General features: G+C 69.8%; 21 protein-coding genes, 2 tRNA genes and 1 pseudogene. 7 read left to right on the forward strand and 17 right to left on the reverse strand.

Going from position 1 to position 26629, the window contains the following annotated elements; genetic code table 11:
* Positions 1 to 22 precede the first annotated feature (22 nt).
* Positions 23 to 1528, reverse strand: coding sequence for a bifunctional aminoglycoside phosphotransferase/ATP-binding protein (locus B9P64_RS00890; protein WP_085314387.1), 1506 nt, complete (start codon positions 1526 to 1528; stop codon positions 23 to 25).
* A gap of 165 nt (positions 1529 to 1693) precedes the next feature.
* Here B9P64_RS00890 and B9P64_RS27180 point away from each other — a divergent pair, with 165 nt between their 5' ends.
* The 5 genes and pseudogenes from B9P64_RS27180 (at position 1694) to B9P64_RS00915 (ending at position 8191) form a co-directional block, all read left to right on the forward strand.
* Entirely contained in the window at positions 1694 to 2977 is a 1284-nt protein-coding gene (locus tag B9P64_RS27180) for a glutamate-5-semialdehyde dehydrogenase (protein ID WP_085314388.1), read from the forward strand.
* Between the two features lie 80 nt (positions 2978 to 3057).
* Positions 3058 to 4644: a phospholipid carrier-dependent glycosyltransferase gene (locus B9P64_RS25960; protein ID WP_085314389.1), complete on the forward strand. Its 1587-nt coding sequence runs from the start codon at positions 3058 to 3060 to the stop codon at positions 4642 to 4644.
* 42 nt (positions 4645 to 4686) lie between these two features.
* Entirely contained in the window at positions 4687 to 5127 is a 441-nt protein-coding gene (locus B9P64_RS00905) for a CopD family protein (RefSeq protein ID WP_085314390.1), read from the forward strand.
* A 1438-nt stretch (positions 5128 to 6565) separates the two neighbouring features.
* Positions 6566 to 7726, forward strand: a pseudogene (locus B9P64_RS27185) (THUMP domain-containing class I SAM-dependent RNA methyltransferase); the annotation flags it as partial.
* Between the two features lie 388 nt (positions 7727 to 8114).
* Positions 8115 to 8191: transfer RNA gene (locus tag B9P64_RS00915), tRNA-Met, on the forward strand.
* 66 nt (positions 8192 to 8257) lie between these two features.
* On the opposite strand, the gene B9P64_RS00920 is transcribed toward B9P64_RS00915, so the two are convergent.
* The 7 genes from B9P64_RS00920 to B9P64_RS00950 all read right to left on the reverse strand — a co-directional run bounded on the left by B9P64_RS00920 (position 8258) and on the right by B9P64_RS00950 (position 14940).
* Positions 8258 to 9298, reverse strand: a complete 1041-nt coding sequence (locus tag B9P64_RS00920) for an MBL fold metallo-hydrolase (RefSeq protein WP_176256678.1) — start codon at positions 9296 to 9298, stop codon at positions 8258 to 8260.
* The gene (locus tag B9P64_RS00925; RefSeq protein WP_085314391.1) at positions 9295 to 10137 is read right to left on the reverse strand and encodes a quinoprotein dehydrogenase-associated SoxYZ-like carrier; all 843 of its coding nucleotides are present in this window, start codon (positions 10135 to 10137) and stop codon (positions 9295 to 9297) included. Before B9P64_RS00925 ends, B9P64_RS00920 begins: the two co-directional genes overlap by 4 nt.
* 12 nt (positions 10138 to 10149) lie before the next feature.
* Positions 10150 to 11013 (reverse strand): quinoprotein relay system zinc metallohydrolase 2, encoded by an 864-nt coding sequence (locus B9P64_RS00930; RefSeq protein ID WP_235839847.1) that lies wholly within the window; start codon positions 11011 to 11013, stop codon positions 10150 to 10152.
* A 79-nt stretch (positions 11014 to 11092) separates the two neighbouring features.
* A complete protein-coding gene (locus B9P64_RS00935) occupies positions 11093 to 11770 on the reverse strand; it encodes a hypothetical protein (RefSeq protein ID WP_139826069.1) in 678 nt (225 codons plus the stop codon).
* Positions 11770 to 12678 carry a quinoprotein dehydrogenase-associated putative ABC transporter substrate-binding protein gene (locus B9P64_RS00940; RefSeq protein WP_085314394.1) on the reverse strand — a complete coding sequence of 303 codons (909 nt, stop codon included), beginning with the start codon at positions 12676 to 12678 and terminating at the stop codon, positions 11770 to 11772. The genes B9P64_RS00935 and B9P64_RS00940 overlap by 1 nt, the downstream gene beginning before the upstream one ends.
* The gene (locus B9P64_RS00945) at positions 12675 to 13085 is read right to left on the reverse strand and encodes a c-type cytochrome (RefSeq protein WP_085314395.1); all 411 of its coding nucleotides are present in this window, start codon (positions 13083 to 13085) and stop codon (positions 12675 to 12677) included. Before B9P64_RS00945 ends, B9P64_RS00940 begins: the two co-directional genes overlap by 4 nt.
* Positions 13086 to 13179: 94 nt before the next feature.
* Entirely contained in the window at positions 13180 to 14940 is a 1761-nt protein-coding gene (locus B9P64_RS00950) for a methanol/ethanol family PQQ-dependent dehydrogenase (RefSeq protein WP_456236551.1), read from the reverse strand.
* Between the two features lie 510 nt (positions 14941 to 15450).
* Here B9P64_RS00950 and B9P64_RS00955 point away from each other — a divergent pair.
* Positions 15451 to 15840: a hypothetical protein gene (locus tag B9P64_RS00955; protein WP_235839848.1), complete on the forward strand. Its 390-nt coding sequence runs from the start codon at positions 15451 to 15453 to the stop codon at positions 15838 to 15840.
* A 211-nt stretch (positions 15841 to 16051) separates the two neighbouring features.
* Here the strand turns inward: B9P64_RS00955 and B9P64_RS00960 are convergent.
* The 9 genes from B9P64_RS00960 to B9P64_RS01000 all read right to left on the reverse strand — a co-directional run bounded on the left by B9P64_RS00960 (position 16052) and on the right by B9P64_RS01000 (position 25484).
* Positions 16052 to 16142 (reverse strand) — tRNA-Ser (locus B9P64_RS00960).
* A gap of 49 nt (positions 16143 to 16191) precedes the next feature.
* The gene (gene serS, locus B9P64_RS00965; protein WP_085314398.1) at positions 16192 to 17487 is read right to left on the reverse strand and encodes a serine--tRNA ligase; all 1296 of its coding nucleotides are present in this window, start codon (positions 17485 to 17487) and stop codon (positions 16192 to 16194) included.
* Between the two features lie 98 nt (positions 17488 to 17585).
* Positions 17586 to 18272 (reverse strand): fumarylacetoacetate hydrolase family protein, encoded by a 687-nt coding sequence (locus tag B9P64_RS00970; protein ID WP_085314399.1) that lies wholly within the window; start codon positions 18270 to 18272, stop codon positions 17586 to 17588.
* Positions 18273 to 18377: 105 nt separating this feature from the next.
* Positions 18378 to 19838 (reverse strand): replication-associated recombination protein A, encoded by a 1461-nt coding sequence (locus B9P64_RS00975; protein WP_084544817.1) that lies wholly within the window; start codon positions 19836 to 19838, stop codon positions 18378 to 18380.
* Between the two features lie 328 nt (positions 19839 to 20166).
* Positions 20167 to 20811, reverse strand: a complete 645-nt coding sequence (locus B9P64_RS00980; protein WP_085314400.1) for an MBL fold metallo-hydrolase — start codon at positions 20809 to 20811, stop codon at positions 20167 to 20169.
* A 14-nt stretch (positions 20812 to 20825) separates the two neighbouring features.
* On the reverse strand, positions 20826 to 21419 hold the full coding sequence (locus tag B9P64_RS00985) for a hypothetical protein (RefSeq protein ID WP_085314401.1): 594 nt from the start codon (positions 21417 to 21419) through the stop codon (positions 20826 to 20828).
* A 64-nt stretch (positions 21420 to 21483) separates the two neighbouring features.
* On the reverse strand, positions 21484 to 22152 hold the full coding sequence (lolA, locus tag B9P64_RS00990) for an outer membrane lipoprotein chaperone LolA (protein ID WP_085314573.1): 669 nt from the start codon (positions 22150 to 22152) through the stop codon (positions 21484 to 21486).
* A 47-nt stretch (positions 22153 to 22199) separates the two neighbouring features.
* Entirely contained in the window at positions 22200 to 24668 is a 2469-nt protein-coding gene (locus B9P64_RS00995) for a DNA translocase FtsK (RefSeq protein WP_139826070.1), read from the reverse strand.
* Between the two features lie 153 nt (positions 24669 to 24821).
* Positions 24822 to 25484 (reverse strand): Crp/Fnr family transcriptional regulator, encoded by a 663-nt coding sequence (locus tag B9P64_RS01000; RefSeq protein ID WP_085314403.1) that lies wholly within the window; start codon positions 25482 to 25484, stop codon positions 24822 to 24824.
* A gap of 174 nt (positions 25485 to 25658) precedes the next feature.
* Between B9P64_RS01000 and trxB the strand changes: the two genes are divergently transcribed.
* Entirely contained in the window at positions 25659 to 26621 is a 963-nt protein-coding gene (trxB, locus tag B9P64_RS01005; protein WP_085314404.1) for a thioredoxin-disulfide reductase, read from the forward strand.
* Positions 26622 to 26629: the final 8 nt, after the last annotated feature.

The raw sequence follows: 26629 nt of genomic DNA on the forward strand, positions 1-26629 counted from the left end.
CGCGCGGCTGCCGCCAGGCGGCTCAGCCGGCCAGCCAGCGGCGGGCCAGCGCCGCGGCGTCGACCGCGCCGCCGCTGTCCACCGCGATGACGCCGGCCTCGTCGGGCGCGAGCGCTTCCTGCGTGGCCTGCTGGCGCGCGAGCACGGCGGCGTCGGCTTCGGACGGGTCGTTGCCGGCGGCGGCGCGGGCCGCGAGCCGCGCACCGAGCAGGGCCGGATCGGCGCGGCAGTCGAGGATGGCGAAGGGCAGCGCGCGGCCGGCCGCCAGCGCGCGGAAGGCGTCGCGCTCGGCACGGCGCAGAAAGGCGGCATCGACGATGACCGGCCAGCCGGCATCGAGCGCCGGGCCGGCCAGCGCGAGCAGGCGGTCGAAGGTGGCGCGCGTGGCCTGCGGCGTGTAGATGCCGCTGGCGCCGGCCAGCGCGGCGTCGGCCCGCGAGCTGGCCAGCGGCGCCAGACCGAACAGCCGCTTGCGCTCGACATCCGAGCGCAGCCGCAACGCGCCGGCCTGCTCGACGAGTTGCAGCGCCAGCCGGCTCTTGCCCGCGCCGGACAGGCCGTGGGTGATGAGCAGGCGCGGCGCGGCGGGCCGGGTCAGGCGGGCGGCGACGGCGAGGTAGTCGGGCGGCGCGGCGCCCGGCTCGGCGCCCGAGGCGAGGCCCGGCCCGGCGTCCGGCGCGTCGCCCGACGGCGCACTCGGCTCGGCGCCCCGGCCGGCGCCATCGGCCGCCGCCAGCCGCGCAACCAGCGCCCGCACCGTCGCCCGCGCCACCAGATGGAAGCGCAGCGCCGCCACGCCGGCGAAGTCGCCGCTCGCCTGCAACCAGCCATCGAGCAACCGGAAGCCGAGATCGGCGCGGCCATGCGCGATCAGGTCCATGACCGGGAAGGCGAGATCGGCCTGCGGATCGATCCAGCGCAGCGCCGGGTCGAACTCGATGCAGTCGAAGGCGGTGAGCCGGCCGTCGAGCGCGACCAGATTGGCCAGATGCAGATCGCCGTGGCATTCGCGCAGCTGGCCGGCGGCATGGCGGGCGGCCCAGAACGGCGCCAGGCGTGCGGCGTCGGCAACGGTCCAGGCGCGCAGCGGCGCGAGGCGGGCATCGACCGGCGCCAGCGCGGCGAGCTGGTCGAGCACGGCGAGCGCGGTGGCGCCGGCATCGGCGGCGGGCGCGGCGGCCGCCAGCACCGGCGCCGCGCGATGGAAGTCGGCCAGCGTCTGCGCCAGCGAATCGATCGCCGCCGCATCGAGCCGGCCGGCGGCGAGCAGCTCGCTCGCCAGCGCGCCGGCGGGGAACTGGCGCATGCGTACCGCCCAGTCCACCACCGCGCCGGCGGCATCGCAGAGCGGCTGCATGTCGAGGTAGAGCCCGGGCGCGAGCCGCCGGTTGAGCCGCAGCTCCTCGGCGCACAGCTGGCGCCGCCGCGCCGGCGTGCTGGCGTCGAGAAAGGGCAGGAGCAGCGGCCGCTTGATCTTCCAGGCGCACTCGCCGTCGAGCAGCAGCCACGAGATGTGGGTGGCGACCAGTCGCGGCGGCGGCCGTGGCGGCGCGCCAGTTGCGCCGCGAGCGCGGCGACATGGGCAGGCAGATCGGACATGGCGGAAGCGGTCATCTCAACCCCGGGAGCATTGGCGCGAGCCGCGCCGCGACTCGACTAACATCGCAGGTTTCCGTGCCACCGGCAGACGACGATGGACAGCAAGACCGACATCACCACCACCCTGCGCCAGATCGGCGCCGCCGCGCGCGCCGCCAGCCGCCTCATGGCCCGGGCCGATACCGCGCGCAAGAATGCCGCGCTGCTGCACATCGCAGCCGCGATCCGCGCCCAGCGCGCCGCGCTCAAGACCGCCAACGACGAGGATGTGGCCGCCGCCCGCGCCGCCGGCCTCGCGCCGGCGCTGGTCGAGCGGCTGGCCCTCGGCGACAAGGCCATCGACACCATGGCCGAAGGGCTGGAGCAGATCGCCGCGCTGGCCGACCCGATCGGCGAGATCACCAACCTGCGCTTTCGCCCGAGCGGCATCCAGGTCGGCCAGATGCGCGTGCCGCTCGGCGTGATCGGCATCATTTACGAGGCCCGGCCCAACGTGACCGTCGATGCCGCCGGCCTGTGCATCAAGAGCGGCAACGCCACCGTGCTGCGCGGCGGCTCCGAAGCCATCCGCTGCAACACCGCGCTGGCAAAGCTGGTGCGCGACGGGCTCGAAGCCGCCGGTCTGCCGGCCGACGGCGTGCAGGTGATCGAGACCACCGACCGCGCCGCCGTGGGCGCGATGATTACCCTGCCCGAGTACATCGACGTGATCGTGCCGCGCGGCGGCAAGAGCCTGATCGAGCGCATCGCGCGCGAGGCCACGGTGCCGGTCATCAAGCATCTCGACGGCATCTGCCATGTCTACATCGACGACGAGGCCGATCTCGACAAGGCCATCCGCATCGCCGACAACGCCAAGACCCAGCGCTACGCACCCTGCAACACGATGGAGACGCTGCTGGTCAACGCCGCCGTCGCGCCGGCCGTGCTGCCGCCGCTGTGCCGCATCTACCAGGACAAGGGCGTCGAGCTGCGCGTCTGCGCCGACACCCGCGCGGTGCTGGAGGCAGCCGGCTTCAGCGGTCTGGTCGATGCCACCGAAGCCGACTGGCGCACCGAATATCTCGCGCCGATCCTGTCGATCAGGCTGGTCGACAGCGTCGATGCGGCGATGGACCACATCAACACCTACAGCTCGCAGCACACCGAGGCCATCGTCACCGAGAACTACTCGAAGGCGATGCGCTTCCTGCGCGAGGTGGATTCGGCGTCGGTGATGGTCAACGCCAGCACGCGCTTTGCCGACGGCTTCGAGTACGGGCTCGGCGCGGAAATCGGCATCAGCACCAACAAGCTGCATGCGCGCGGGCCGGTCGGGCTCGACGGGCTCACCTCGCTCAAGTACGTGGTGCTCGGCAGCGGTCAGGTGCGCAGCTGAGCGCGCCGGCAGTACCGGCCGACGCCGCCGCGCGCCAGGCCGGGCGCTGGCTGCTCGGGCTGATTCTGGCGGTCGGGCTGGTGCGGCTGTTCACGCTCGGCGCCTATGTGCTCTACGACACCACCGAGGCGCGCTACGGCGAGGTCGCCCGGCTGATGCTGGCGAGCGGCGACTGGATCACGCCGCAGAACGATCCGGGCGTGCCGTTCTGGGCCAAGCCGCCGCTCTATGCCTGGGCCGGCGCCGCGTCGATGGCGGTGTTTGGCGTCAATGAATTCGCGGTGCGGCTGCCGTCGCTGCTGTTCTTCGCGGCGACCTGCGCCATCGTGTTTGCCTGGGGCCGCGAGCTGGTGCCGGCGCCCGGCTACCGGCCGCGCGCCGGCCTCGTGCCGGGCCAGCCGTCAGCCTACGACGCCGCCGGCCGCCACGCCGCCGCGCGCGCCGACACTGCGCTGCGCCGCGCCACGGGCCTCGCCGCCGTCTTCATCCTGGCGACGATGCCGCTCGCCTTTGTCAGCGCCGGCGCGGTCATGACCGAGGCGTCGCTGGTCTTCTGCACCACCTGGCTGATCGCCGCCTTCCGCTTTGCCGTGGTGGCGCGCGGCGCCAGCGACCGGCCGGCGGCGCCGGTCTGGCGCTGGGGCTTCTTCGTGGCGGCGGGGCTCGGCATGCTGGCCAAGGGGCCGGTGGCGCTGGTCTATGCCGGCCTGCCGATCTTTGCCTGGACGCTGCTGCACAACCGCTGGCTGACGCTGTGGCGCGGCTTGCCGTGGCTGCGCGGCACGCTGCTGGCCGGCGCCATCTGCGCGCCCTGGTACATCGCGGCCGAGATCCGCACGCCGGGCTACTGGGAATACTTCTTCATCGGCGAGCACTACAAGCGCTTCACCGAGCCCGGCTGGGCCGGCGACCGCTACGGCAATGCCCACACCGAGCCGCACGGCCAGATCTGGATCGACTGGCTGGCCGGCGCCGCACCGTGGACCGTCGCAGCCGGCGCGCTGGTGCTGGTGGCGCTCTGGCGCGGCATCGCGCGCCGCCGCGCCGCCGCGCCGGCACCCACGGCTGCGAGCCGGCAAGGCCGCGCCACCGGCGTCAGCCGCCACGGCAGCGCGCCCTGGTCGCGCGACGAGCTGGTCTATCTGCTGCTCGCGGCCTTCTGCGCCCAGGGCTTCTTCACGATGTCGGGCAACCTCATCTGGACCTATTCGCTGCCGGCGCTGCCGGCGCTCGCGCTGCTGCTCGCGCCCTGGCTGGCCGGCGCCGACCGCTGGGCGCCGGCACTGCGCCGTGCGGCTGCCGTGCTGCCGCTGATCTTCGCCATCGGCTTCTGGAGCTGGGCGCCGAGTTACGCCGATGGCCGCTCGGTGGCGCGGCTGGTCGCCGACTGGCGCAGCGCCGAAGCCGACGCGCCCGGCGAGCTGCTGTTCGTGCGCGCGGCGCTGCCGCATTCGGCCAAGTTCTATTCGCGGGCCACGGCGCGCGCGGTGTCGCTCGACGAGGCGCTGGCGCTGGTCGATGCCGATCGCACGGTGTATTTCGCCATCGGCCATGTCGACGACGATCACGCCAGCATCCCGCCCGAGTTCGCCGAACGCTTCGGCGACCGCATCCAACTGCTCGGCAGTTACCGGCATTACTCGCTGTTCCGGCATCGCGGCCACTGACGGCGGGCTACACTGGCCGGTTTTCGCCGCCGGTTGCCCGCCATGACCCCTGCCTATCTCTGGATCAAGACTTTCCACATCGTCTTCGTGGTCAGCTGGTACGCGGGGCTGTTTTATTTGCCGCGGCTGTTCGTCTATCACTCGCTCGCGTCCGACCCGGTCGGCATCGAGCGGCTGCAAACCCAGGAGCGCAAGCTCTACTGGGGCATCATGACCCCGGCTGCGGTGATCGCCGTGGCCCTCGGGCTCGTGATGTGGCTGGGCTATCCGATGTGGAAGGTGCCCGGCAACGGCTGGCTGCATGCCAAGGCCAGCCTCGTCCTGATCCTGCTTGCCGTGCATGTGTACCTCGGCAAGCTGATGATCGATTTCCGCCATGGCCGCAACCGCCATGGTCATGTGTTCTACCGCTGGCTGAACGAAATCCCCGCGCTGCCCATCCTCATCGGTGCAGTTGCGCTCGTGATCTTCAAGCCGTTCTGAAAGCGAGCCTGCCATGGCCGACCAAGACAACGATTCGCGCGACGACGACAAGCCGTCGCGCCCCCAACTGCGCGTGCCTCCGCGCGACGACAACACCTGGGACACCGGCACCCGCAGCGGCCCGCGCGCGCGCAAGGTGATCGAGCGCGCCCGCGAAAGCGAACCGCCGCGTCCGCCGGCCGCCGAGCGCCGGCCCGACGGCGAACGCCGCCCGGACGACCGCTATGCGCGCAACGACCGTCCGCCCCCGCGTGGCGACGACCGCTATCCGCGCCGCGACGACCGTGGCCAGCGCGACGACCGCGCGCCCTATCAGGGCCGCAACACCGACCGCCCGACGGACGACCGTCCGCCGTATCAGCCGCGCGGCGACCGCCCGGCCTACCAGGATCGCGGCGAGCGCCCGCCCTTCCGTCCGCGCGAGGACCGGCCCTATCAGGAGCGCAGCGAGCGCCCGGCCGGCGACCGCCCGTTCCATGAACGCAGCGACCGGCCTGCCGGCGACCGTCCGCCCTATCAGCCGCGCGGCGACCGCCCGGCTTATCAGGATCGCGGCGAGCGTCCGCCGTTCCGCCCGCGCGAGGACCGGCCGTTCCAGGACCGCGGCGACCGCCCGTTCCACGAACGCGGCGACCGGCCTGCCGGCGACCGTCCGCCCTATCAGCCGCGCGGCGACCGCCCGGCCTATCAGGAGCGCGGCGAGCGCCCGCCGTTCCGCCCGCGCGAAGACCGGCCGTTCCAGGACCGCGGCGACCGCCCTGCCGGCGACCGCCCGTTCCGCGAACGCGACGACCGCCCGACCTACCAGGATCGTGGCGAGCGCCCGCCGTTCCGCCCGCGTGAAGACCGGCCGTTCCAGGATCGCGGCGACCGTCCATTCCGCGAACGCGACGACCGCCCGGCGGGCGACCGTCCGCCCTATCAGCCGCGTGGCGACCGCCCGGCCTATCAGGAGCGCGGCGAGCGTCCGCCGTTCCGCCCGCGCGAAGACCGGCCGTTCCAGGACCGCAGCGAGCGCCCTGCCGGCGACCGCCCGTTCCGCGAACGCGACGACCGTCCGGCCTACCAGGATCGTGGCGAGCGCGCGCCGTTCCGCCCGCGTGAAGACCGGCCGTTCCAGGACCGTGGCGACCGCCCCGCCGGCGACCGCCCGTTCCGCGAACGCGGCGACCGCCCGGCCTACCCGGATCGCGGCGAACGCGCGCCGTTCCGCCCGCGTGAAGACCGGCCGTTCCAGGACCGCAGCGAGCGCCCCGCCGGCGACCGCCCGTTCCGCGAACGCGGCGACCGTCCGGCCTACCAGGATCGTGGCGAGCGCCCGCCGTTCCGCCCGCGCGACGACCGGCCCTATCAGTCGCGCGACGACCGTCCGCGCTTCGACCGCGACAACCGCGGCGAACGGCCCGCTCCGGCGCGCCCGCCCGCAGCCACCGGCGACTTGGCCACCGGCATCGCGCGCTGGTTCTCGCCCTGCCCGCGCGGCCTCGAACCCGTGCTGCGCGACGAACTCCACAAGCTCGAAGCCGGCGAAATCCGCATCGTGCCGGGCGGCGTGCAATTCACCGGCGACCATCGCCTGGGCATGCGCGTCAACCTCGAATCGCGCATCGCCAGCCGCGTGCTGCGCGCCATCGAGACCGGCACTTACCGCGACGAGCATGACCTCAACCGCATCGCCGGCGGCATCGACTGGGCCGGCTGGTTCAGCCCCGATGTCACCATCAAGGTCGAACTCGTCGCCCAGCGTTCGCCGCTGCGCAGCCTCGAATTCACCACGCTGAAGATCAAGGACGCGATCTGCGACCGCTTCCGCAACGAGACCGGCCGCCGCCCCAGCATCGACACCGCCACGCCCGACGTGCGCATCAGCGTGTTCTGCGACGAGTCGAACGCCATCTTCTATCTCGACACCAGCGGCGAAGCGCTGTTCAAGCGCGGCTGGCGGCTTGAGAAGGTGGCCGCGCCGCTGCGCGAGAACCTCGCCGCCGGCCTGCTCGCGCTGTCGGGCTGGACGCCGGCCGAACCGCTGATCGATCCGTTCTGCGGCAGCGGCACCATCCCCATCGAGGCCGCCCACATCGCCTTCGGCCGCGCGCCGGGGCTGGAACGCGAGTTCGCCTTCCGCCACCTTGCCGGCTTCGACGGCACGGTCTGGGACGCGCTGCTGGCCGAAGCCCGCGCGCGCATCAACGACGAAACCGAAGCGCGCATCTACGGCAGCGACATCTCCATCGCCGCCCTGCCCGCCGCCAAGTCCAATGCCGAACGCGCCGGCGTCGACATCGAATGGCGCCAGATCGACGCCCGCCTGGTCGAGCCGCCCACGCCCGAACCCGGCCTGCTCATCTGCAACCCGCCCTACGGCGAGCGCATCCATGTGCGCGGCCGCCAGACCGACGAGGTCAACGACGACGACCGCGCCTTCTTCGAGGACTTCGGCCGCGCGCTCAAGGAGCGCTTCGTCGGCTGGCGCGTCGCCATCCTGTCGAGCGATCCCAACCTCGCCGGCAAGCTGCGGCTCAAGCCGGCGCGCAGCCTCGCGCTGTTCAACGGCGCGCTCGCCTGCAAGCTCCATGTGTTCGAGATCCGCGCCGAATCGGGCGAGGAATTCGACCGCGAGGAAGCCAAGGCGCTGCGCAACCGCGTGGTCTACGACGAGGAAGCCGATCTGGCCTTTATCGAGCCGGAAGCCGAATCGACCGCCGCCGAACCGACGCCCGAGCCGAGCGCCCCGCACGCGACCGACATCGACAGCAGCAGCGCCGATGACGCCAGCGACGTGGTGGCCACCAGCCTGCCCGCCGATCCGCCGCAATCGCCGGCCGACGTCGATGCCGACGCGGGCCTGCCGCCCGCCGGTGCCGACGCCGACGCCGATGTTGTGTCCGACCCCACACCCGCCGGCCCCGAAGCCGGCGACAAGGTTTGACAGCGTCAGATTCGTCCACGATAATCGCGCGCTTTCCGCGTGACCTTGCGGAAATGATGGTGAAGTAGCTCAGCCGGTTAGAGCGCGGCACTCATAATGCCGAGGTCGAGGGTTCGAGTCCCTCTTTCACCACCACGAATTCCAGAAAACCCCGATCCTCACCGGTCGGGGTTTTTCTTTTGGCGTGGCCGATTCGGCGGCTCACTGCCCGGCGGCTTCCAGCGCCAGCCAGCGTTTCTGCACGTTCTGCGGCGCGATGGTCGATTGCCCGGCCCAGCGCTCGAAGCCCGCCACGCGCAGCCCGTTCATCGCATGCACGAGGCCCACGTCGCGCGCCAGCGCATCGCGCACCGCGGCGTCGAGCCCGGCGAGATAGCGGCCGGTGTCCGTCAGCACCTCCGCGCCGCCCGGCGCGCCAAAGCCCGGCACCACGATGGCCGGCTTCAGCGCCGCAAGCCGCGCCAGCGCCGCCTGCCAGCCGTCGAGGTCGCCGATGCGCAATTCGGGCAGCCGCCCGGCCGATGCCAGCCCCGACGCGAACAGCACGCCGCTCGCGCGATCGCGCACGACGATGTCGCCGGTGCCGCGCGCCTGCGACACGTCGATCAGCTCGATCTCGCGCCCGCCGACCGCGATGACCGTGTCGCGATCGATCGTGCGCTCGGGCACCGTCACCACGCTGTCGCGCATCTCGGCCGCGCCGAGCGTGTCGCGCAGCTTGCCGAGGCAGATCTCGCAGCGCTCCTCGATGAAGGCCGCCGCGCGCGCATGGGCCAGCAGCGGAATGCCGCGCTCGCGCAGGATGGCCGCGCCGAACACGAACTCCGGCGCCTGATGCGTGACGACCGCCAGCACCACCGGCTGCGACGTGAGCCGGGCCACCGCCGCCAGCGCCGCCTCGATCTGATGCCCGGACGTGCCGGTATCGACCAGCACCACGCCTTCGGGCCCCACGATCACGCCGATGTTGGCGACCCAGCCGCGATTGCGCGGCGCCGCCTCGTCGCCGCTGCCGCGCAGCACCCAGACGCCGTCGGCGAGCGCTTCGGCGCGCAACTCGGTCAGCCGCGGCTCGGGCGTGTCGAAGGGGCAAGGCTCGGTCGCGCCAAAGCCGAAGCGCCCGTCGGCCGGGCACAAGCGCGTGCCGGTCGACACACCCCATTGCCCGCCGCCGATGCCGACACCCACGCCGGCGCAGCCCGCGAGCAAGGCCGCCAGCGCGCAGACGCCGAGCCGCTTCACGCCGACTCCACCTGGCCGTTGCGGATCGCAAGCCGGGTGTCGAACACCGTGTCGCGCGTGTCGACAGCGCGCGCCGTCAGCAGCCCGTCGCTCTCGGGCTGAAAGCGGAATCTGAAATTCGGGTTCTCGCTCACGCCGATGCCGATGTCGGCGCGCAGCACCGGCTGGCCGGCAAAGTCGATGGCCAGCTCGCGCACGAACCAGGGCGTGGCATAGGTGCGCGTGATCTGGTCCATCGCCATGCCCGAGTCGTTGGGGTGGCCGATCATCAGCTGCGCCGTGTTGGGCGCGCCGAGCCGCAGCGGCGGCTGCACCCGCAGCAGGATGCGGCCCACATTGGCGAGCACGCGTTCGCGGTCTTTCGCGGCCGGCGCCGAGCAGCCGCCCGACGCCTTGACGAAGCGCGTGGTCATCACCAGCGAGCCGTCGGCCAGCTCGGCGATGGCGCGCACATGGCTGTATTCCTCGACCCGCACCCGCGTCTCGATGGCCGCCAGCCCGCTCGCCGGCCCGAAGTCGAACGTGCCGACCACCGGCGCCGGATTGTTGTCGACGATGAGCGTCAGGCGCCGCACCGCGCGTTCCGGCGATTGCGCAAACCGCGCCTCGACGCCGATCGGCACCACGGCCGCATCGTCGGCGCGTACCGGCGCGTCGAGCCTGAGCAGGCTGCCGTCGTCGACGGCAATGCTGCGGCCCTTGAACAGCCCGGCGCGCAGCTTCTCCCATACCGGCGACGGATCGCCGGCCTCGATGGCGAATGCCGGCAGCGTCAGCCCCAGCAGCGTCGTGCCGAGCAGGCGCCGGCGCGTCGCGTGATTTGCAGCTTCAGGCTTCATCTCCGCCTCCGGTCAGCGCGCCCATTCCAGCTCGGCAAAGGCCGCCGTGATGTTGCGCCGGTGATAGTGCTCGGCGAGCTTCCAGCGCGATGGCGGCGCAGACGCGTCGAGCGTCTCGCCCAGGCCGCGACCGGCAGCGATGGCCGCATCCACCTCGCGCGCCAGAAGATTCAGATAATCCGCCTCTTTGTCGAGTTCCGCTGGCCAGCCGGGATCGGCCGGACCGTGACCGGGCAGCACATGGCGTGGCTTGAGCGCGCGCAGTTCGGCCAGCGCGGCAAGCCAGCCCGGCAGGCTGCCGTCGAGCGCCGGAATGCGTTCGACGAACAGCAGATCGCCGGTGAACAGCGTGCCGCTCGCGTCGTCGTGAACCGTCAGGTCGCAGTCGGTGTGGGCCGTGGCCCAGGCGCGCAGCGCGAGCCTGCGGCCACCCAGATCGACGACGGTTTCACGCTCGACGGTCTCGGTCGGCGCGACGATGCGGCTGCCGTCGGCAAGCGCGCCAAGATCGCGTTGCAGCGCATGCAGATAGGCCGGCCCGCGCGCCGCCAGCGCCGCCGGCAAGCGCGCATGCCCGACGATGCGCAAGCCCGGCCAGGCCTCGACGAAGGCCGCATTGCCCAGCACATGGTCGGGATGGGCATGGGTGTTGACCAGCACGCAGACCGGCAGCGGCGTCGTGCGCCGCACCGCCGCGACGAAGGCGCGCCCGACCGCCGCCGAGCCACCGCTGTCGATGACCGCCGCGCAACGCGTGCCGACCACCAAGGCCAGATTGGCGATGTCGCCCAGGTTGTCGCGCGAGGTTTCTTCCTGCCGGCCGCTGTGCATGAACACGCCCGGCGCCAGTTCGCGCAACTCGAAGGCCGCGCCCACCTGTGCCTGCGCAGCGCAAAGCGTCAGCAGAACCAGCCACGCCGCGCGGCGCGCCCGCCGCATTGCCCGGCCAGCGCCGTCAGCGCGCTCCGGCAAACCGCAGCACATCGTCGACCGCGCCGCTGCCGCCATCGGTCGCCGGAAGTTCCGAGTGCAACTCGACCACGCGGCCCGGCAGCGCATCGGCCAGCACGAAGCGCAAGCGCTTGCGCGCCAGCTCGGGATAGCGCGCGCGCTGCGCATCGTCGCGGTAGGGCTCGATGACGATCTCGCGCGTCGCCAGCGGCTTGCCGTCGATGTCGAGCGTGCCGGCACCGATCTCGGGCCCGCGCGCCAGCGCCGTGCGGATCAGCCGGTTGAAGTGCCGGCGCTGACCACCGGTGGCGCGCTCCATCGCGGCCACTTCGCGGTCGAGGAAGAACAGGATCATCGGATTGGGCGTCGCGCCCGCGCCGCCCGGCAGCGCGAAGTCGCCGCGCCGGTCGGTGAGCACCAGGCTGCGTCGCGCCGCCGTGCCGGACGCCGTCAGCGTGAAGCGCTCATCCTCGGCTGGCGGCGTCGCGCCGCGATGCTCGATGCGGTAATCGATGCGGCGACCGGCCGCGAAGCCGGCCATGTGGTCGTCGAGGAACAGCAGCGTCTCGGCCGGACTGATGTCGCTGCCGACGTCGCCGGCCTCGACCGCGCGCGCCGGCAGCGCCGCCAGCAGCGCCATCGCCCCGGCCGCCGCGAGGCAGCCCCGCCGCGCGGCACGCATCAGTTGCTGGCCGCGCCGCGCGGCAGGCCGCGCTCATCCACCAGCGGCACGCGATAGCTGGCGAGGATGGCGTCGATGCGGTCGCGGTTGGCGGCGATCCAGCCGTCGACCGTGCTTTTCCATTGCGGCTCGCCGAAGCGCACGCCCATCGAGATCTCGTAGTCGAACTTGATCGACGGATCGTCCGACTTGAGCGCCAGCGTGGCCCAGTCGCCGCCGTGTTCGCGCGCGAGAAAGCCCGCGACCGGCCCCCAGAGCACGGCCACGTCGATGCGGCCCGACTCCAGCTCGCGCGCCATGATCTTGCCCGGGCTTTCCTCCGGATCGCCGTTGAGCGCGGCATGCGCGATCGACTGCTCGAACAGACCGTTGCGCAGCAGCCAGTCGACGGCCGGCGACGGCGCGAAATAGCCAAAGCGCAGCCTGGCGCGCTGGGCCGGCGGCAGCGCCAGCACTTCTTCGGCGCTGCTCACGTTGGCGAGCGCGCCGCGCCGCGTGTAGAGCAGCGCATAGGTCGAATGCAGATACGGCTGGGTCGTGGCGGTCAGCTCATAACCCTTGGGCACGCCCACGATCAGGTCGCACTTGAAGCGCTGCGTGGTCGCATCCTTGGCCCGCAGCGTCTGGCGCACGAAGCCCATGCGCTGCGGGAAATAGGTGTAGGTCAGTTCGCGGCCGAGATCCTTGGCCATCGCCTCGGCGATGCGGTTCTCATAGCCGCCGCCACGGTCGTCCGACTGCGGCAGATTGTGCGGATCGGCGCAGACCCGCAGCAGCTTGTCGTCCACGGGCGCTTCCTGCGCCAGCGCGGGCACGGCGAGCGCCAGCATTCCGAACAGCGCCGCAATCCGTCGGCCGGCAGCGCCGGCGCGGTAGCGCGCGTTCGTCGCGCAGCGGCGCGGGTTCATTGCGGATCCATCGGCTTGAGGTTGCCCGGCTGGATCTTGCCGTCGGAACGCCCCTTGAGATAGGCGTACAGGTTCTGCCAGTTGTCGACCATCTGCTGGCTGCCGCTGAAGTTGGGCATGCCCTTCTCGATGCGACCGTTCATCACCGTGGTCTGGAACTCGGTCTTGGTCAGGCGCTTGAGCGACTCGACCAGCGACGGCCCGACCAGCCCTTCCTGCTGGGCGCCGTGGCAGCGCTCGCAGGCCAGTGCGCGCCAGGTCTTCCAGCCCTTGAGGGTGTCGGCATCGACCTTGTTGCCCTCGACCACCTTGTAGGGCGCGTCGGCACCGGCGTCCTGCGCGCTGACCGACGCAGTCGCAAGGACGGCGAACGCGGAGGCGGCGAGCAGCTTGTACAGCGGTTTCATCGGATGACTCCTGTGGTGTGAAAACCTCCGGAGCCGCAACCTCCGCGGCTCCGGAGCCCCCGGGCGGCATGCCCGAGGGTTCGCGGGTTTGCGATCAGTTGCTCGGCAGCGCAAACACGAACAGCGCGCCGCCAAGGTCGGTGTACTTGGCCAGGTCCTTGTAGCCGCCCACGGCGCCCAGACCGTCCTGCGCGTTCTCCAGACCCGCCGCCATGCCGATGCCGGCCCAGCCGCCAATGCCCGAATACACGCCGACGTACTGCTTGCCCGAGTACTCGTAGGTGAACACGTTGCCGATGATCCCGGACGGAACCTTGAACTTCCACAGCTCCTTGCCGTCCTTCGGGCTCACGGCCTTGAGGTAGCCCTCGAGCGTTCCGTAGAACACCACGTCGCCAGCCGTCGCGAGCGCGCCCGACCAGACCGAGAACTTCTCCGGCTTGCTCCAGGCGATCTTGCCGGTGCCGGCATCCCAGGCGATGAAGTTGCCCATGCCGCCATGACTGTTGGGCGCCGGGAACATCGACAGCGTGGCGCCCACATACGGCTGGCCGGCGGTGTACTCGACGCGGAACGGTTCGTAGTCCATGCAGACGTGGTTGGTCGGCACCAGGAACAGGCCGCTCTTGCGATCGAAGGTAGCCGGTTGCTGATCCTTGGAACCGAGGGCAGCCGGGCAGATGCCCTTGCTGTTCACGTCTTCGCCGTTCTGCTCGGTCGAGTACTTGGCCACCACCTGCGGCCGACCGGTCTTCATGTCGACATGCGTGGCCCAGTTGACCGCCGGGTCGTACTTCTCGGCGACCAGCAGCTCGCCGGTTTCGCGGTTGAGCGTGTAGCCGAAGCCGTTGCGGTCGAAGTGGACCAGCGCCGGCACCTTCTGACCCTTGACGTTGACGTCGGCCAGGATCATTTCGTTGATGCCGTCGAAGTCCCACTCGTCATGCGGGGTCATCTGGTAGACCCACTTGACCTTGCCGGTATCCACATCGCGGGCCCAGATCGACATCGACCACTTGTTGTCGCCGGGGCGCTGCTTGGGGTTCCAGGTGCTGGGGTTGCCCGAGCCGTAGTACATCAGGTTGGTCTTGGGGTCGTAGCTGTACCAGCCCCAGGTCGTGCCGCCGCCGATCTTCCACTGGTCGCCCTGCCAGGTCTTGATCGAGCTGTCCTTGCCGACCGGCGCGAGCTTGCCGTCGGTCCAGGTCACGGTCTTGGCCGGGTCGATCAGCATCTCGGCGTCGGGGCCGACGCTGTAGCCCTTCCAGACTTCCTTGCCGGTCTTGATGTCGTAGGCCGTCACGCGGCCACGCACGCCGAACTCACCGCCCGAGATGCCGGTGATGACCTTGTCCTTGAAGACGTGGGGCGCGTTGGTATTGGTCTCGCCGACCTTCGGATCGCCGTTCTTCACCGACCACACGACCTTGCCCGTGACCGCGTCGAGCGCGACCAGCGTGGTGTCGGCCTGCTGCAGGAAGATCTTGCCGTCACCATAGGCGAGGCCGCGATTGACCGTGTCGCAACACATGACCGGAACGACGGCGGCATCCTGCTTCGGCTCGTACTTCCACTTGAAGGTCTGGTCCTTGAGGCTGACCGCGATGACCTTGTTGGGGAACGGCGAGTGGATGTACATCGTGTCGCCCACCACCAGCGGCGAGCCTTCGTGACCGCGCAGCACGCCGGTGGACAGCGTCCACGACGCCTGCAACTTGCCGACGTTCGATGCATTGATCTGCTTGAGATCGCTGTAGCGCTGGTTGGCGTAGTCGCCGGCCTGGGCTGCCCAGTTGGCCGGGTTCTTGATGGCGCTGTCGAGTTGTGCGTCGGCATGCGCCGAGAGCGACAGCATCGAGAGTGCGAGCGTCGTCGCGCCCGCTACCGCGTAACGGATGGTCATGTGTGTCTCCTCCAGGATTTTTCTTGTCCCGCTTGTTGCGATGGAATGAGTACCGATCGGAACCGGCACCCTGGTGCGCCGCCCCTCTGACGGGGGCTGGAAGCACCTCCGGCCTGCGTCGCCATCAACGGCGCCAGCCTTCGGAGAAGGGCATCAACTCGCCTTGCATGAATCACTTTCTGTGCCAGTGATCCGGCGGAAAAACCCTGAATCGGCCTGCCGTCAGGCCTGCTTCCCTAGGGAAAGGCGGGCTTCGCGTCCCCGTCGACCGGTCGCATGCTGCGAGGCCGCGGCGCCCTGCGTGCAGGTGTGCAGTGCGGCATCGCCGGCCGCTGTGACAGTTTGAGCCGCGTCGATCCGGGGGACTCGCGCAATCTGTCATTGGCGTCGGGCGGCACGATGCAGCGCCGGGCTGGACCGGCATTTGCGTCGGCAAGCGGCATAACAACCAAGGAGACCATGTTGACCTCAGCAATCCGTTCCGGGACCGTCGCCAGGCTGCTGGCGGCGACAGCGCTTGCAAGCTTTGCCGGCAGCGCGCGCGCCGACGAGCCGGCCCAGCCGCGCCACAGCTATCCGACGACAGCGCGCGTGGAATACGTCCAGGAGTGCGTCAACGGCCAGGGCGGCGAATTCGTGAGCCTGTACAAATGCTCATGCGCGATCGACAAGATCGCCGACGTGCTCGGCTATGACGACTATGTGCAGGCCTCGACCTTCGCCAAGTACGCGACGCTCGGCGGCGAAGGCGGCGGCATCTTCCGCGACACCGACGACGCCCGGCAGACCGCGCGCTCCTATCGCACGCTGGAGGCGAAGGCGTATTCGGAATGCGGGTTAAAGCGGCGCTGAGACAGGGGACGGGCGCGCAACCGGCAGAGTTGGGCGAGCACGGGCGTGAAGTGCGTTGGCGGCTGATTGAAGGATTTGCCCGCAGCCCGCACGCGATGGACGGACTGAAGGCTGGGCCGCCATTGCGGCGACCTCGCAGTCGGCGAAACTGCAAATGCGGCGGACCCGGAAAACAAAAAAGCCCCTGTTTCCAGGGGCTTTTTTCGAATACTGGCGGAGAGGGTGGGATTCGAACCCACGGTACGGAATAACCGTACACCGGATTTCGAGTCCGGCGCATTCGACCACTCTGCCACCTCTCCGGCTTTGCTGCTTCTTCACGCGTGGTCGTGCGCGAAGCCCGCGACTATATCAGAGGTTCGGCGAAAAGCACTCGGTACCGCCGAGGTAAGGACGCAACACTTCGGGCACGGTGAGGCTGCCGTCGGCGTTCTGATAGTTCTCGAGCACCGCCACCAGCGCACGCCCCACGGCCAGGCCCGAACCGTTGAGCGTGTGCACGTATTCGGGCTTGCCCTGGGCGTTGCGGAAACGCGCCTGCATGCGGCGCGCCTGGAAGGCCTCGCAGTTGGAAACCGAGCTGATCTCGCGATACGTCCCCTGCGCCGGCACCCACACCTCCAGATCGTGGGTGCGCGCCGCGCCGAAGCCCATGTCGCCGGCGCACAGCAGCATCACGCGGTAGGGCAGACCGAGCTTCTGCAGGATGGCTTCGGCATGGCCGGTCATCTGCTCGTGCGCTTCATACGAGGTGGCGGGATCGACGATCTGCACCATCTCGACCTTGTCGAACTGGTGCTGGCGGATCATGCCGCGCGTGTCGCGGCCATAGCTGCCGGCTTCGCTGCGGAAGCACGGCGTATGGGCGGTGAGGCGGATCGGCAGCTGATCGGCCGGCACGATACTGTCGCGCACGGTGTTGGTCAGCGTGATTTCCGACGTGCTGACGAGGTAGAGATCCTCGGCCTGCTCGGCGCCGCCCTTGGTCACCCAGAACATGTCTTCCTTGAACTTGGGCAGCTGGCCGGTACCAAGCAAGGTGGCGGTGTTGACGATGTAGGGCGTCCAGCACTCGGTGTAGCCGTGTTCCTGGGTCTGCACGTCGAGCATGAATTGCGCGAGCGCGCGATGCAGCCGCGCGACCGGGCCCTTGAGGAAGGCGAAGCGCGCGCCGGAGAGCTTGGCGGCGGTGTCGAAGTCGAGGCCGAGCTTCGCGCCAACGTCGACATGGTCCTTCACCTCGAAGTCGAACACGCGCGGCGTGCCCCAGCGGCGCAGCTCGACATTGTCGGCGTCGCTCTTGCCGTCGGGGACGCTGTCGTGCGGCAGATTGGGCACGGTCATCAGCAGCGCGTTGAGGCGCGCCTGCACGTCGCCGAGCTTCGTTTCGAGCGCTTTCAGCTCGTCGGGGATGGCGGCGCTTTCGGCCAGCTCGGCCGAGGCGTCCTCGCCCTTGCCGCGCTTCATGCCGACGAGCTTGGACAGCGCATTGCGCCGGGCCTGGAGTTCTTCGGTGCGGGTCTGGACCTGCTTGCGCTCGGCTTCGAGCGACTGGAAGCCCTCGATGTCGAGCTGGTAGCGGCCGCCGAGCGCGAGGCGCGCGGCGACCGCCTGGGGATCTTTGCGGAGGAGGGCGATGTCGAGCATGACGTTGGGCCTTTCAGGGGGCGGCCATTCTAAGCCGCGAGGGATGGCGCGCCGCCGGCCGCGCGGCTCACGGCCCGCCCGCCTGCGCTGACGCGTCTTCAGCCGTAGACCGCGCTCACCGTGCCCACGCCTTCCACGCCGCCCTCGATCAGATCGCCGGGCTTGACCGGCCCCACGCCGGCCGGCGTGCCGGTGAAGATCAGATCGCCCGGCTCCAGCCGGTTGAGCCGTGACAGATGCGCGATCACCTCGGCGAGCGACCAGGTCATGTCGGCGAGGTCGCCGTTCTGGCGCGGCTCGCCGTTGACCGTGAGCCAGATGCGCCCGGCGCGCGGATGGCCAATGTCGCTCGCCGGCAGCAGCGCCGAGATCGGCGCCGACGCGTCGAAGCCCTTGGCCGGCTCCCAGGGATGGCCCTTGCTCTTGGCCGCCGCCTGCAAGTCGCGCCGCGTCATGTCGAGGCCGACCGCATAGCCCCACACATGCGCGAGCGCATCCGCGGGCGAAATGTCGGCGCCGCCGCTGCCGATGGCCGCGACCAGCTCGATCTCGTGATCGAGCCGCGCGGTCTGGCCCGGAAACGCCAGCCGCGCGCCGCTCGGGCGGATCGCGTCGGCCGGCTTCATGAAATAGAACGGCGGCTCGCGCTCGGGGTCGGCGCCCATCTCGCGCGCATGGTCGGCGTAGTTGCGGCCGATGCAGTAGATGCGCCGGACCGGAAAGCCGGCGCTGCTGCCGGACACGGGAACGAGGACGGCGGCGGGTGCCGCGATGACGGTGTTCATGGCGAGGTTCCTGTCAGGTCGGACGGGCGGCGCAGGCCGCGAAGATCGGGGGCAAGGCGCGCGGCCCGGCGGGGCGCCTCGCGGCACCGCGCACGTCGAGCACGGCTAGTCGCCGCGTGACGACGGCTCGTTGCCGCGCGCCTCGTCGTCGAGGCCGCGCCAGTAGGCGAGCCGCTCGGCGATGCGCGCTTCCAGGCCGCGCGGCGTGGGCGTGTAGAAGCTCGGCTCGCGCATGCCGTCCGGGAAGTAGGTTTCGCCGGCGGCGTAGGCGTTGGGCTCGTCGTGGGCGTAGCGGTAGTCGTGGCCGTAGCCGAGGTTCTTCATAAGCTTGGTCGGCGCGTTGCGCAGGTGCAGCGGCACCGGGCGCGAGCCGTCCTCCTTCACGAAGCGCATCGCGGCCTTGTAGGCGGTGTAGACCGCGTTCGACTTGGGCGCGACCGCGAGATAGACGAGCGCCTGGGCCAGCGCCAGCTCGCCCTCGGGCGAGCCGAGCCGCTCGTAGGTGTCGGCGGCGGCGAGCGTGACCTCGATCGCGCGCGGGTCGGCGAGGCCGATGTCCTCGTTGGCCATGCGGATCAGCCGACGCGCGAGGTAGCGCGGGTCCACGCCGCCGTCGAGCATGCGGCAGAACCAGTAGAGCGAGGCGTCGGGCTGGCTGCCGCGCACGCTCTTGTGCAGCGCGCTGATCGAGTCGTAGAAGGCTTCGCCGCCCTTGTCGAAGCGGCGCAGGTTCTCGCTCAGGGCGCGGGCGAGGACGGCTTCGTCGATGAGGCGGGCGGGTGGCTCTTCGGCGGCGCGCTCGGCGACGGCGCCGGCATCGGCGGCCGGTTCGGCGCCACTGCCCTGCCCGGCTGTCGCCGCGCGCGGCGCCGGAATCGCCCGCGCGACGATCTCCAGGTTGTTGAGCAGCTTGCGGCCGTCGCCGTCGCTGGAGCGCAGCAGCAGCTCGCGCGCCTTCGGCTCGAAGACGATGCCGTGCAGCTCGGGCGCCTCGGGCGCGGCGATGGCGCGGTCGATCATCTCGCCGAGCGCCGGCTCGTCGAGCGAGGCCAGTACGTAGACCGCCGCGCGCGACAGCAGCGCCGAGTTCACCTCGAAGCTCGGGTTCTCGGTGGTCGCGCCCACGAACACGAACAGCCCGCTCTCCACATGCGGCAGCAGCGCGTCCTGCTGGCTCTTGTTGAAGCGGTGGATCTCGTCGATGAACAGCAGCGTCTGGCGGCCGGTGGCGTCGCGCGTGGCCTGGGCCGTGGCGACCGCCTCGCGGATGTCCTTCACGCCCGCGAGCACCGCCGACAGCGCGATGTAGGCACAGCCGAAGGCGTCGGCCATGAGCCGCGCGAGCGTGGTCTTGCCGACGCCGGGCGGGCCCCAGAGGATCATCGAATGCGGCCGGCCCGAGGCGAAGGCGACCGCGAGCGGCTTGCCCTCGCCGAGCAGATGACGCTGGCCGATCACGTCGGCGATGGTGTGCGGGCGCAGGCGCTCGGCAAGCGGGGCGGATTGCGACAGGTGGCGGGCGGCGGCATCGCGGCCGGGGCGCGCCTCGCCGGCATCAGCGCGCATCCCGGCGCGCGATGCGTCCGGCGCCGAATCGCGGCCGGAGGCGGTCGCGCGGTCGGACGGACCGGAGCCTGCGTCAGGCGCGAGAGGGTCGCGCGGGTCGGGAACGGGAAGATCGAGATCGCCGAACAGCGAATCGCCGGCGGCCGGGGGCGGGGTTTTGCGTGCAGCCATGCGGGCGATTCTCGCATCGGACCGAGGCGCGGCGTCCGGCGATCGGCGCCATGCGCGTGTCGGGCAGCGACCTGGCGCCGTCAGCGCCGACGCCTCCTTCGGACCGGCCGGCCGCCCGGCCGCCGGCGGCGGAGTCTTGCGCGTGGCCATGCGCGCGTCAGCCGAAGTTCTCGTCGGCCACGAAGGGGTTGTCGGCACGCTCGGCGCCAAACGTGGACATCGGCCCGTGACCCGGCACGAAGCGGATGTCGTCGCCGAGCGGGAACAGCTTGGCGCGGATGGAGTGGATCAGGTCGTCGTGATTGCCGCGCGGAAAGTCGGTGCGGCCGATCGAGCCCTTGAACAGCACATCGCCGACCCAGGCCAGCTTGCCCGGCTTGAACAGGAACACCACATGGCCCGGCGTGTGGCCCGGGCAATGGACCACGTCGAGCTCGATGCTGCCGACCGTGACCGTGTCGCCGTCCTCCAACCAGCGCGTCGGCACAAAGCTGCGCGACGGCGGAAAGCCCCACTTCTTTGCCGAGTCGGCCAGTCCGTCGATCCAGAAATCGTCGCCGCGATGCGGGCCTTCGACCGGCACGCCGAGCTTGTCGGCCAGCTCGGCGACCGCGCCGCAATGGTCGAGATGGCCGTGCGTGACCAGCAGCTTCTCGATGGTGATGCCCTTCTGCCTGGCGATGTCGAGCAGCCGGTCGGCCTCGCCGCCGGCATCGACCAGCGCGCCGAGCTTGGTGGTGTCGTCCCAGATGAGCGAGCAGTTCTGCTGGAAGGCGGTGACGGAAATGATCGAGCAGTTCATGGCGGCTTCAGGCGTCAGCGCAGCTTGGCGCGCGCATCGTTGATGGTGTTGGTGAGGGCGGCGCGCACGGCATTGGCCAGCTCCACGTCGCCGTTGTCGCCGCGCCAGCTGGCGAGCGCCTCGCCGGCAAAGCGGCGGCCGTCGATCGAGGCGGCAAAGCGCACGGTCACGCTGTGGGCGGCGCCGGGATGCACATCGCGGAACACCGGCACTTCGTTGCCGCTGAAGCTGAAGCGGCGCAACCGGTCGACGAAGCTGCTGCGCGCCATCTGCACATGGGCGTCCTCCACGAACATGGTCGCGTCGGCGCGCTCGATGCGCAGCGCATGGCCGGTGAGCGTCTTGCCGAAGGCTTCTTCCAGCGCCGCCACCAGTCGGTCGGGCAGCGGCGGCGTGAAGGCGTCGTCGGCCATCAGCAGCTCGGCGCCGCGCGCGGTGTTGCGCGCATCGCCAAAGCGGCTTTCGGTCCGGCCGTCGGTCACGGTGAACGGCCGTTCGGGCGCGGTCGCGCAGGCCGCCAGCGCCAGCAGCGCGCCGGCGCAGGCGCAGCGGCCGGCCGTCCCCGGCGCCAACCGCGCCCGCGCGCGCAGTCGCGCCGCAAGATTCATCCGACCGATTCCAGGCACTCCCGGCATGACGACTCTCTCCGCACCGCCTTCAGGCGGCGCCAGTTCATTGTTCGAGCACTTCCGCCCCCTTGGGCGGCGTGAAGATGAAGGTCTCGGCGGGCAAGGCCGGATTGCGCTCGATCTTGCCGAAGCTGAGCCGCGACACTTGTCCGAAAGCGTCACGCAATTCCATTACCTGGGGCAGACCGTCGCGAAAGCCGATGCTGACGCGCTCGAAGCTCGAATCCTTCAGCTTCGGCGTGGCATCGAGCCAGTCGAGACCGTCGTGCTCGCCGGTTTCCTTCAGCGTGAAGTTTCGTTCCAGATCGTTGCTGCCAAACAGGATGGCGGCCGGCGAATCGCCGAGCGCGCTGCCCAGCTTGCGCACCGTCACCTGGTCGAGATCCTTGTCGTAGATCCAGAGCTTCTGGCCGTCGGCCACCAGCAGCTGCTCGAAGGGCTTGGCATAGCTCCAGCGGAACTTGCCCGGCCGCGCGAACGCAAACGTGCCCGACTGGCTGCGCGCCGCCGCGCCGCCGCGCTCGATGCGCTGCACGAAGTCGCCGCGCGCGGTTTTCGTGCCGGCGGTAAACGCCTTGAGCTGGTCGAGCGCGCCGGCCTGGGCCGGGCTTGCGCACAGCGTGGCGAGCGCCACGCAGCCGGCGGCCAGCGCGCGTCGCAGCGCAAGCGGGCCGATGCCGTGCTGGGCACGGCGCAGAAAAAGTGTGGTCATGGGAGAGGAGAAGTCGCGCGGCAGCCGCGCCTGCCGCCGGACGCGCATCACTCGTTGCCCGACATGGGCACGAGGATTTCGCGGTTGCCGTTGGTCTGCATCGCGGAAACCAGGCCGGACTGTTCCATCTGTTCGAGCAGCCGGGCGGCGCGGTTGTAACCGATGCGCAGATTGCGCTGCACCAGCGAGATCGAGGCCTTGCGGTTCTTGAGCACGACGGCCACGGCCTGGTCGTAGAGCGCCACGTCCTCGCCGCCTTCCGCGCCCGAGCCGACGCCGCTGCCGGCGCCCAGATCGACCGCGTAATCGCTTTCCACGCCGCCTTCGAGGATGCCCTCGACGTAATCGGGCGGGCCGGCCTTCTTCAGCTGGGTCACCACGCGATGCACTTCCTCGTCGCTGACGAAGGCGCCGTGGACCCGCGTGGGCAGGCCGGTGCCGGAGGCCATGTAGAGCATGTCGCCCATGCCCAGCAGCGCCTCGGCGCCCTGCTGGTCGAGGATGGTGCGCGAGTCGATCTTGCTGCTGACCTGGAAGGAAATGCGCGTCGGCACATTGGCCTTGATGAGGCCGGTAATCACGTCGACGCTCGGCCGCTGCGTGGCCAGGATCAGGTGGATGCCGGCGGCGCGCGCCTTCTGCGCGATGCGCGCGATCAGCTCCTCGACCTTCTTGCCGACCACCATCATCAGGTCGGCCAGCTCGTCGATGACGATGACGATGACCGGCAGCCGCTCCAGCGGCTCGGGCGCGTCGGGCGTGAGCGTGAGCGGATTGGGAATCTTCTCCTCGCGCTTGGCCGCCTCGGCGATCTTGTTGTTGAAGCCGGCCAGATTGCGCACGCCGACCTTGCTCATCAGCCGGTAGCGCCGCTCCATCTCGGCCACGCACCAGTTGAGCGCATGGCCGGCCTGCTTCATGTCGGTGACCACCGGCGCCAGCAGATGCGGGATGCCTTCGTACATGCTCATTTCGAGCATCTTCGGGTCGATGAGGATGAGCCGCACTTCTTCGGGCGTGGCCTTGTAGACCAGCGACAGGATCATCGCGTTGATGCCGACCGACTTGCCCGAACCCGTGGTGCCGGCCACCAGCAGGTGGGGCATCTTGGCCAGATCGGCCACCATCGGCTTGCCGGCGATGTCCTTGCCGAGCGCCATCGTCAGCCGCGACGGCGCGTCGTTGTAGATGGCCGAGCCGAGGATTTCGCTGAGCCGCACGGTCTGGCGCTTGGGATTCGGCAGCTCCAGGCCCATGGTGTTCTTGCCCGGAATCGTCTCGACCACGCGGATGCTGGTGAGCGTGAGCGCACGCGCCAGATCCTTGGCCAGATTGACGATCTGCGAGCCCTTCACGCCGGTCGCCGGCTCGATCTCGTAGCGCGTGATGACCGGGCCCGGAAAGGCGGCGACCACGGTCGCTTCCACGCCGAAGTCCTTCAGCTTCTTCTCGATGAGACGCGAGGTGAATTCGAGCGTGTCGGTGCTGACGAATTCCTGCGCCACCGACGGCGGATCGAGCAGCTCGACCGAGGGCATCGCGGAGTCGGACTGGCTGGGGGTGAACGGCGCCGGATCGGGTCGGGTGGCGCTGGCCGGTGCGGCGGCTGCCAGGGTGGTGGCTGCGGCTGTCGGTCGGGCCGGTGCCGGCGCGGCGCGTGGCGCTGGCGGCTCGGGCGCGCAGGCGGTCGGCGGCACCGGATCGTCGGGCAGATCGATGAACAGCGGCGTGTCGCGCTGCGCCGGTGCCAGCTCGGGCGGATCGACGAACACCGGCTCGATGAACATCGGCTCGACGACCCGCGGATGCGCTTCCTTCATCTCGTCGAAATGCGCGCGCTCGACCGCGACCGTCTCCTCGCGCAGCTGGGCTGCTGCCGCGCCGGCGCGCTGATCGCGATAGGCCTCGAACCAGAGCCGGACGCGCTCGACACCGCGCTCCACCGCCGCGCCGATGCGCTCGGCCACGCTCAGCCAGCTCACATGGAAGTAGAACGAGAAGCCGAGAAACAGCGCGGTGACCAGCGCCAGATGCGCACCGAACTCGCCGAACCAGCTGCGCGCATGGCCGGCAATCGCGCCCCCAAGCAGACCGCCCGCGCCTGACGGGCCTACGCCCGTATAGGGCAGATGCCAGTTCGCGTCGTACCAGCGCAGCGCCTCGTAGCCGGCGCTCGCGCCCAGCAGCAGCGCAAACGCCGCCGCCGAAATCGCCAGCTGGCGCCGATCGGCCTGCGGCTCGGGCGTCTCGCCGCGCAGCCGCGCGCGCAGCCGGCGCAAGCCGAGCAGCACATGGCGCGCGCACAGCAGCCCCCACCAGGCGACCGACACGCCAAACAGATAGAGCAGCAGATCGGCCAGCCAGGCGCCGAAGCGGCCGCCCTTGTTCAGCACGGGATTGCCGGTGTCCTGGCTCCAGCCCGGGTCGCCGGGATGGAAGGTGATGAGGATGGTGAGGAGATAGACCGCCAGCACCGCGAAGACGATCCAGCGGGCCTCGGCAAGCAGTTCGAGCATGTGCGCCGGCTCGCCCCGGCCTGCAGCCGGGCGCTGCGGGATGAAGGCTTCATCGCCGCGGCGGGCGGTGTCGGCACGGCGGCGCGACGAGGAGGGTGAGGCAGAAGGCATGCAACCGATTATAGGTCGCAGCCCCAGGCGGCCTTGCCCGGATCAGGCGGGCTCTTGCTCGTTGATGACGATGGTGCCGTCGTCGCGTTCAACGAAATAGCCGTCGGTCTCCAGATCCTTCATCACGCGGGAAACCATCTCGCGCGATGCGCCGATCATCTTGGCGATCTCCTGGCGCGCCGGCAGCTTGTGGCGCACGACGCGCTTGCCGTCGATCAGCTCGGAGAAATCGAGCAGCACACGGGCGACCCGGCCATACACATCGAGCAACGCAAGCGTCTCGATCTTCTTGTCGGCAACGCGCAGGCGACGCACGAGCCCGCGCATGATGTTCATCGCCACCTCGGGATTGCCCGCAAGATGGCGCCGGAAATCGTCCTTGCTCACGACGATGAAGTGCGACTGCTCGATGGTGATGACCGACGCCGACGACGGATTGTTGTCGATCAGGCTCATCTCGCCAAAGAACTCGCCCGGCCCGAGCACGGCAAGGATGACCTCCTTGCCATCCTGGTCGGCGATCTGCACCTTCGCCCGACCGGCGATGATGATGAACATGTTGTCCGCTGGCTGCCCCTCGGTGACGATGACCCGGTTCTTGGGGAAAGCCTTGCGGACCAGCGTACGGGTGAGCAGTTCAAGCTGAACGTCATCGAGGCCGTAAAACAGCGGCACTCGGCGCAGCATCTCGACGTTGGTGGACATTGGGACCTGAGAAAATACTTGAATGCGGAAAGGGCTATCTGCGGCCTTTTATAATCAAAGGTTTTGCAAATGTCCATTGAATGCTCGACGTTTTCGGCCGTGTGCTTCAAACGCGGTCTAGGGCACAACCAAGTGCGGAGATAAGACTTTCTCCCCGCATTGCATGGGAACAACATGGCTAATCAAAAGCATTGCCGAGTATTGATTCTTGGCTCCGGACCTGCCGGCTACACCGCCGCCGTATATGCGGCGCGCGCCAATCTCAAACCCGTGCTCGTCACCGGTATCGCTCAGGGCGGACAGCTCATGACGACGACCGAAGTGGACAACTGGCCCGCTGATCCGAACGGCGTGCAGGGGCCGGAACTGATGCAGCGCTTTCTTGAACACGCCCAGCGTTTCAATACGGATATTGTTTTCGATCATATCCACACCGCCAAGCTGCATGAAAAGCCGATCCGCCTGATTGGCGATAGCGGCGAATACACGGCCGACGCGCTGATTATCGCCACCGGAGCGAGTGCCCAATATCTCGGCCTGCCCTCGGAAACCGCATTTCACGGTCGCGGCGTTTCGGCCTGCGCGACCTGCGACGGTTTCTTTTATCGGCAGCGCGAGGTTTGCGTGGTAGGCGGCGGCAACACCGCAGTCGAGGAAGCGCTGTACTTGTCGAATATTGCGAGCAAGGTGACGCTGATTCACCGACGTGACAAATTCCGCGCCGAGCCGATCATGGTCGACACGCTGATGGAGAAAGTGCGCGAGGGCAAAATTGTCCTCAAGTTGCACAGCACGCTCGACGAAGTGCTCGGCGACGACAGCGGCGTGACTGGCGTGCGCATTCGCAGCACGCTCGACGGCAGCACCGAGGACATCGCGCTGATGGGCGTTTTCATTGCCATCGGCCACAAGCCCAATACCGATCTGTTCGAAGGCCAGCTCGAAATGAACGCCGGCTATATCTCGACGCGCGGCGGTCAGCAGGGCATGGCGACGGCCACCTCGGCACCCGGCGTGTTTGCCGCCGGCGATGTGCAGGACCATGTCTATCGGCAGGCGATCACCTCGGCCGGCACCGGCTGCATGGCCGCGCTCGACGCCCAGCGCTATCTCGAAGCGCTCGACGCCGGTCACTGACCGGGACG

The organism is Derxia lacustris, assembly GCF_002105195.1.
Lineage (GTDB): Bacteria > Pseudomonadota > Gammaproteobacteria > Burkholderiales > Burkholderiaceae_E > Derxia > Derxia lacustris.

What these genes read in the sequence shown, in the direction of transcription:
- B9P64_RS27180 (WP_085314388.1), top strand. Translation starts at nt 1,694, where the DNA reads ATGGACAGCAAGACCGACATCACCACCACCCTGCGCCAGATCGGCGCC.
- B9P64_RS00905 (WP_085314390.1), top strand. Translation starts at nt 4,687, where the DNA reads ATGACCCCTGCCTATCTCTGGATCAAGACTTTCCACATCGTCTTCGTG.
- B9P64_RS00925 (WP_085314391.1), bottom strand. Translation starts at nt 10,137, where the DNA reads ATGAAGCCTGAAGCTGCAAATCACGCGACGCGCCGGCGCCTGCTCGGC.
- B9P64_RS00935 (WP_139826069.1), bottom strand. Translation starts at nt 11,770, where the DNA reads ATGCGTGCCGCGCGGCGGGGCTGCCTCGCGGCGGCCGGGGCGATGGCG.
- B9P64_RS00940 (WP_085314394.1), bottom strand. Translation starts at nt 12,678, where the DNA reads ATGAACCCGCGCCGCTGCGCGACGAACGCGCGCTACCGCGCCGGCGCT.
- B9P64_RS00945 (WP_085314395.1), bottom strand. Translation starts at nt 13,085, where the DNA reads ATGAAACCGCTGTACAAGCTGCTCGCCGCCTCCGCGTTCGCCGTCCTT.
- B9P64_RS00950 (WP_456236551.1), bottom strand. Translation starts at nt 14,940, where the DNA reads ATGCTGTCGCTCTCGGCGCATGCCGACGCACAACTCGACAGCGCCATC.
- serS (WP_085314398.1), bottom strand. Translation starts at nt 17,487, where the DNA reads ATGCTCGACATCGCCCTCCTCCGCAAAGATCCCCAGGCGGTCGCCGCG.
- B9P64_RS00970 (WP_085314399.1), bottom strand. Translation starts at nt 18,272, where the DNA reads ATGAACACCGTCATCGCGGCACCCGCCGCCGTCCTCGTTCCCGTGTCC.
- B9P64_RS00975 (WP_084544817.1), bottom strand. Translation starts at nt 19,838, where the DNA reads ATGCGCGCTGATGCCGGCGAGGCGCGCCCCGGCCGCGATGCCGCCGCC.
- B9P64_RS00980 (WP_085314400.1), bottom strand. Translation starts at nt 20,811, where the DNA reads ATGAACTGCTCGATCATTTCCGTCACCGCCTTCCAGCAGAACTGCTCG.
- B9P64_RS00985 (WP_085314401.1), bottom strand. Translation starts at nt 21,419, where the DNA reads ATGAATCTTGCGGCGCGACTGCGCGCGCGGGCGCGGTTGGCGCCGGGG.
- lolA (WP_085314573.1), bottom strand. Translation starts at nt 22,152, where the DNA reads ATGACCACACTTTTTCTGCGCCGTGCCCAGCACGGCATCGGCCCGCTT.
- B9P64_RS00995 (WP_139826070.1), bottom strand. Translation starts at nt 24,668, where the DNA reads ATGCTCGAACTGCTTGCCGAGGCCCGCTGGATCGTCTTCGCGGTGCTG.
- B9P64_RS01000 (WP_085314403.1), bottom strand. Translation starts at nt 25,484, where the DNA reads ATGTCCACCAACGTCGAGATGCTGCGCCGAGTGCCGCTGTTTTACGGC.
- trxB (WP_085314404.1), top strand. Translation starts at nt 25,659, where the DNA reads ATGGCTAATCAAAAGCATTGCCGAGTATTGATTCTTGGCTCCGGACCT.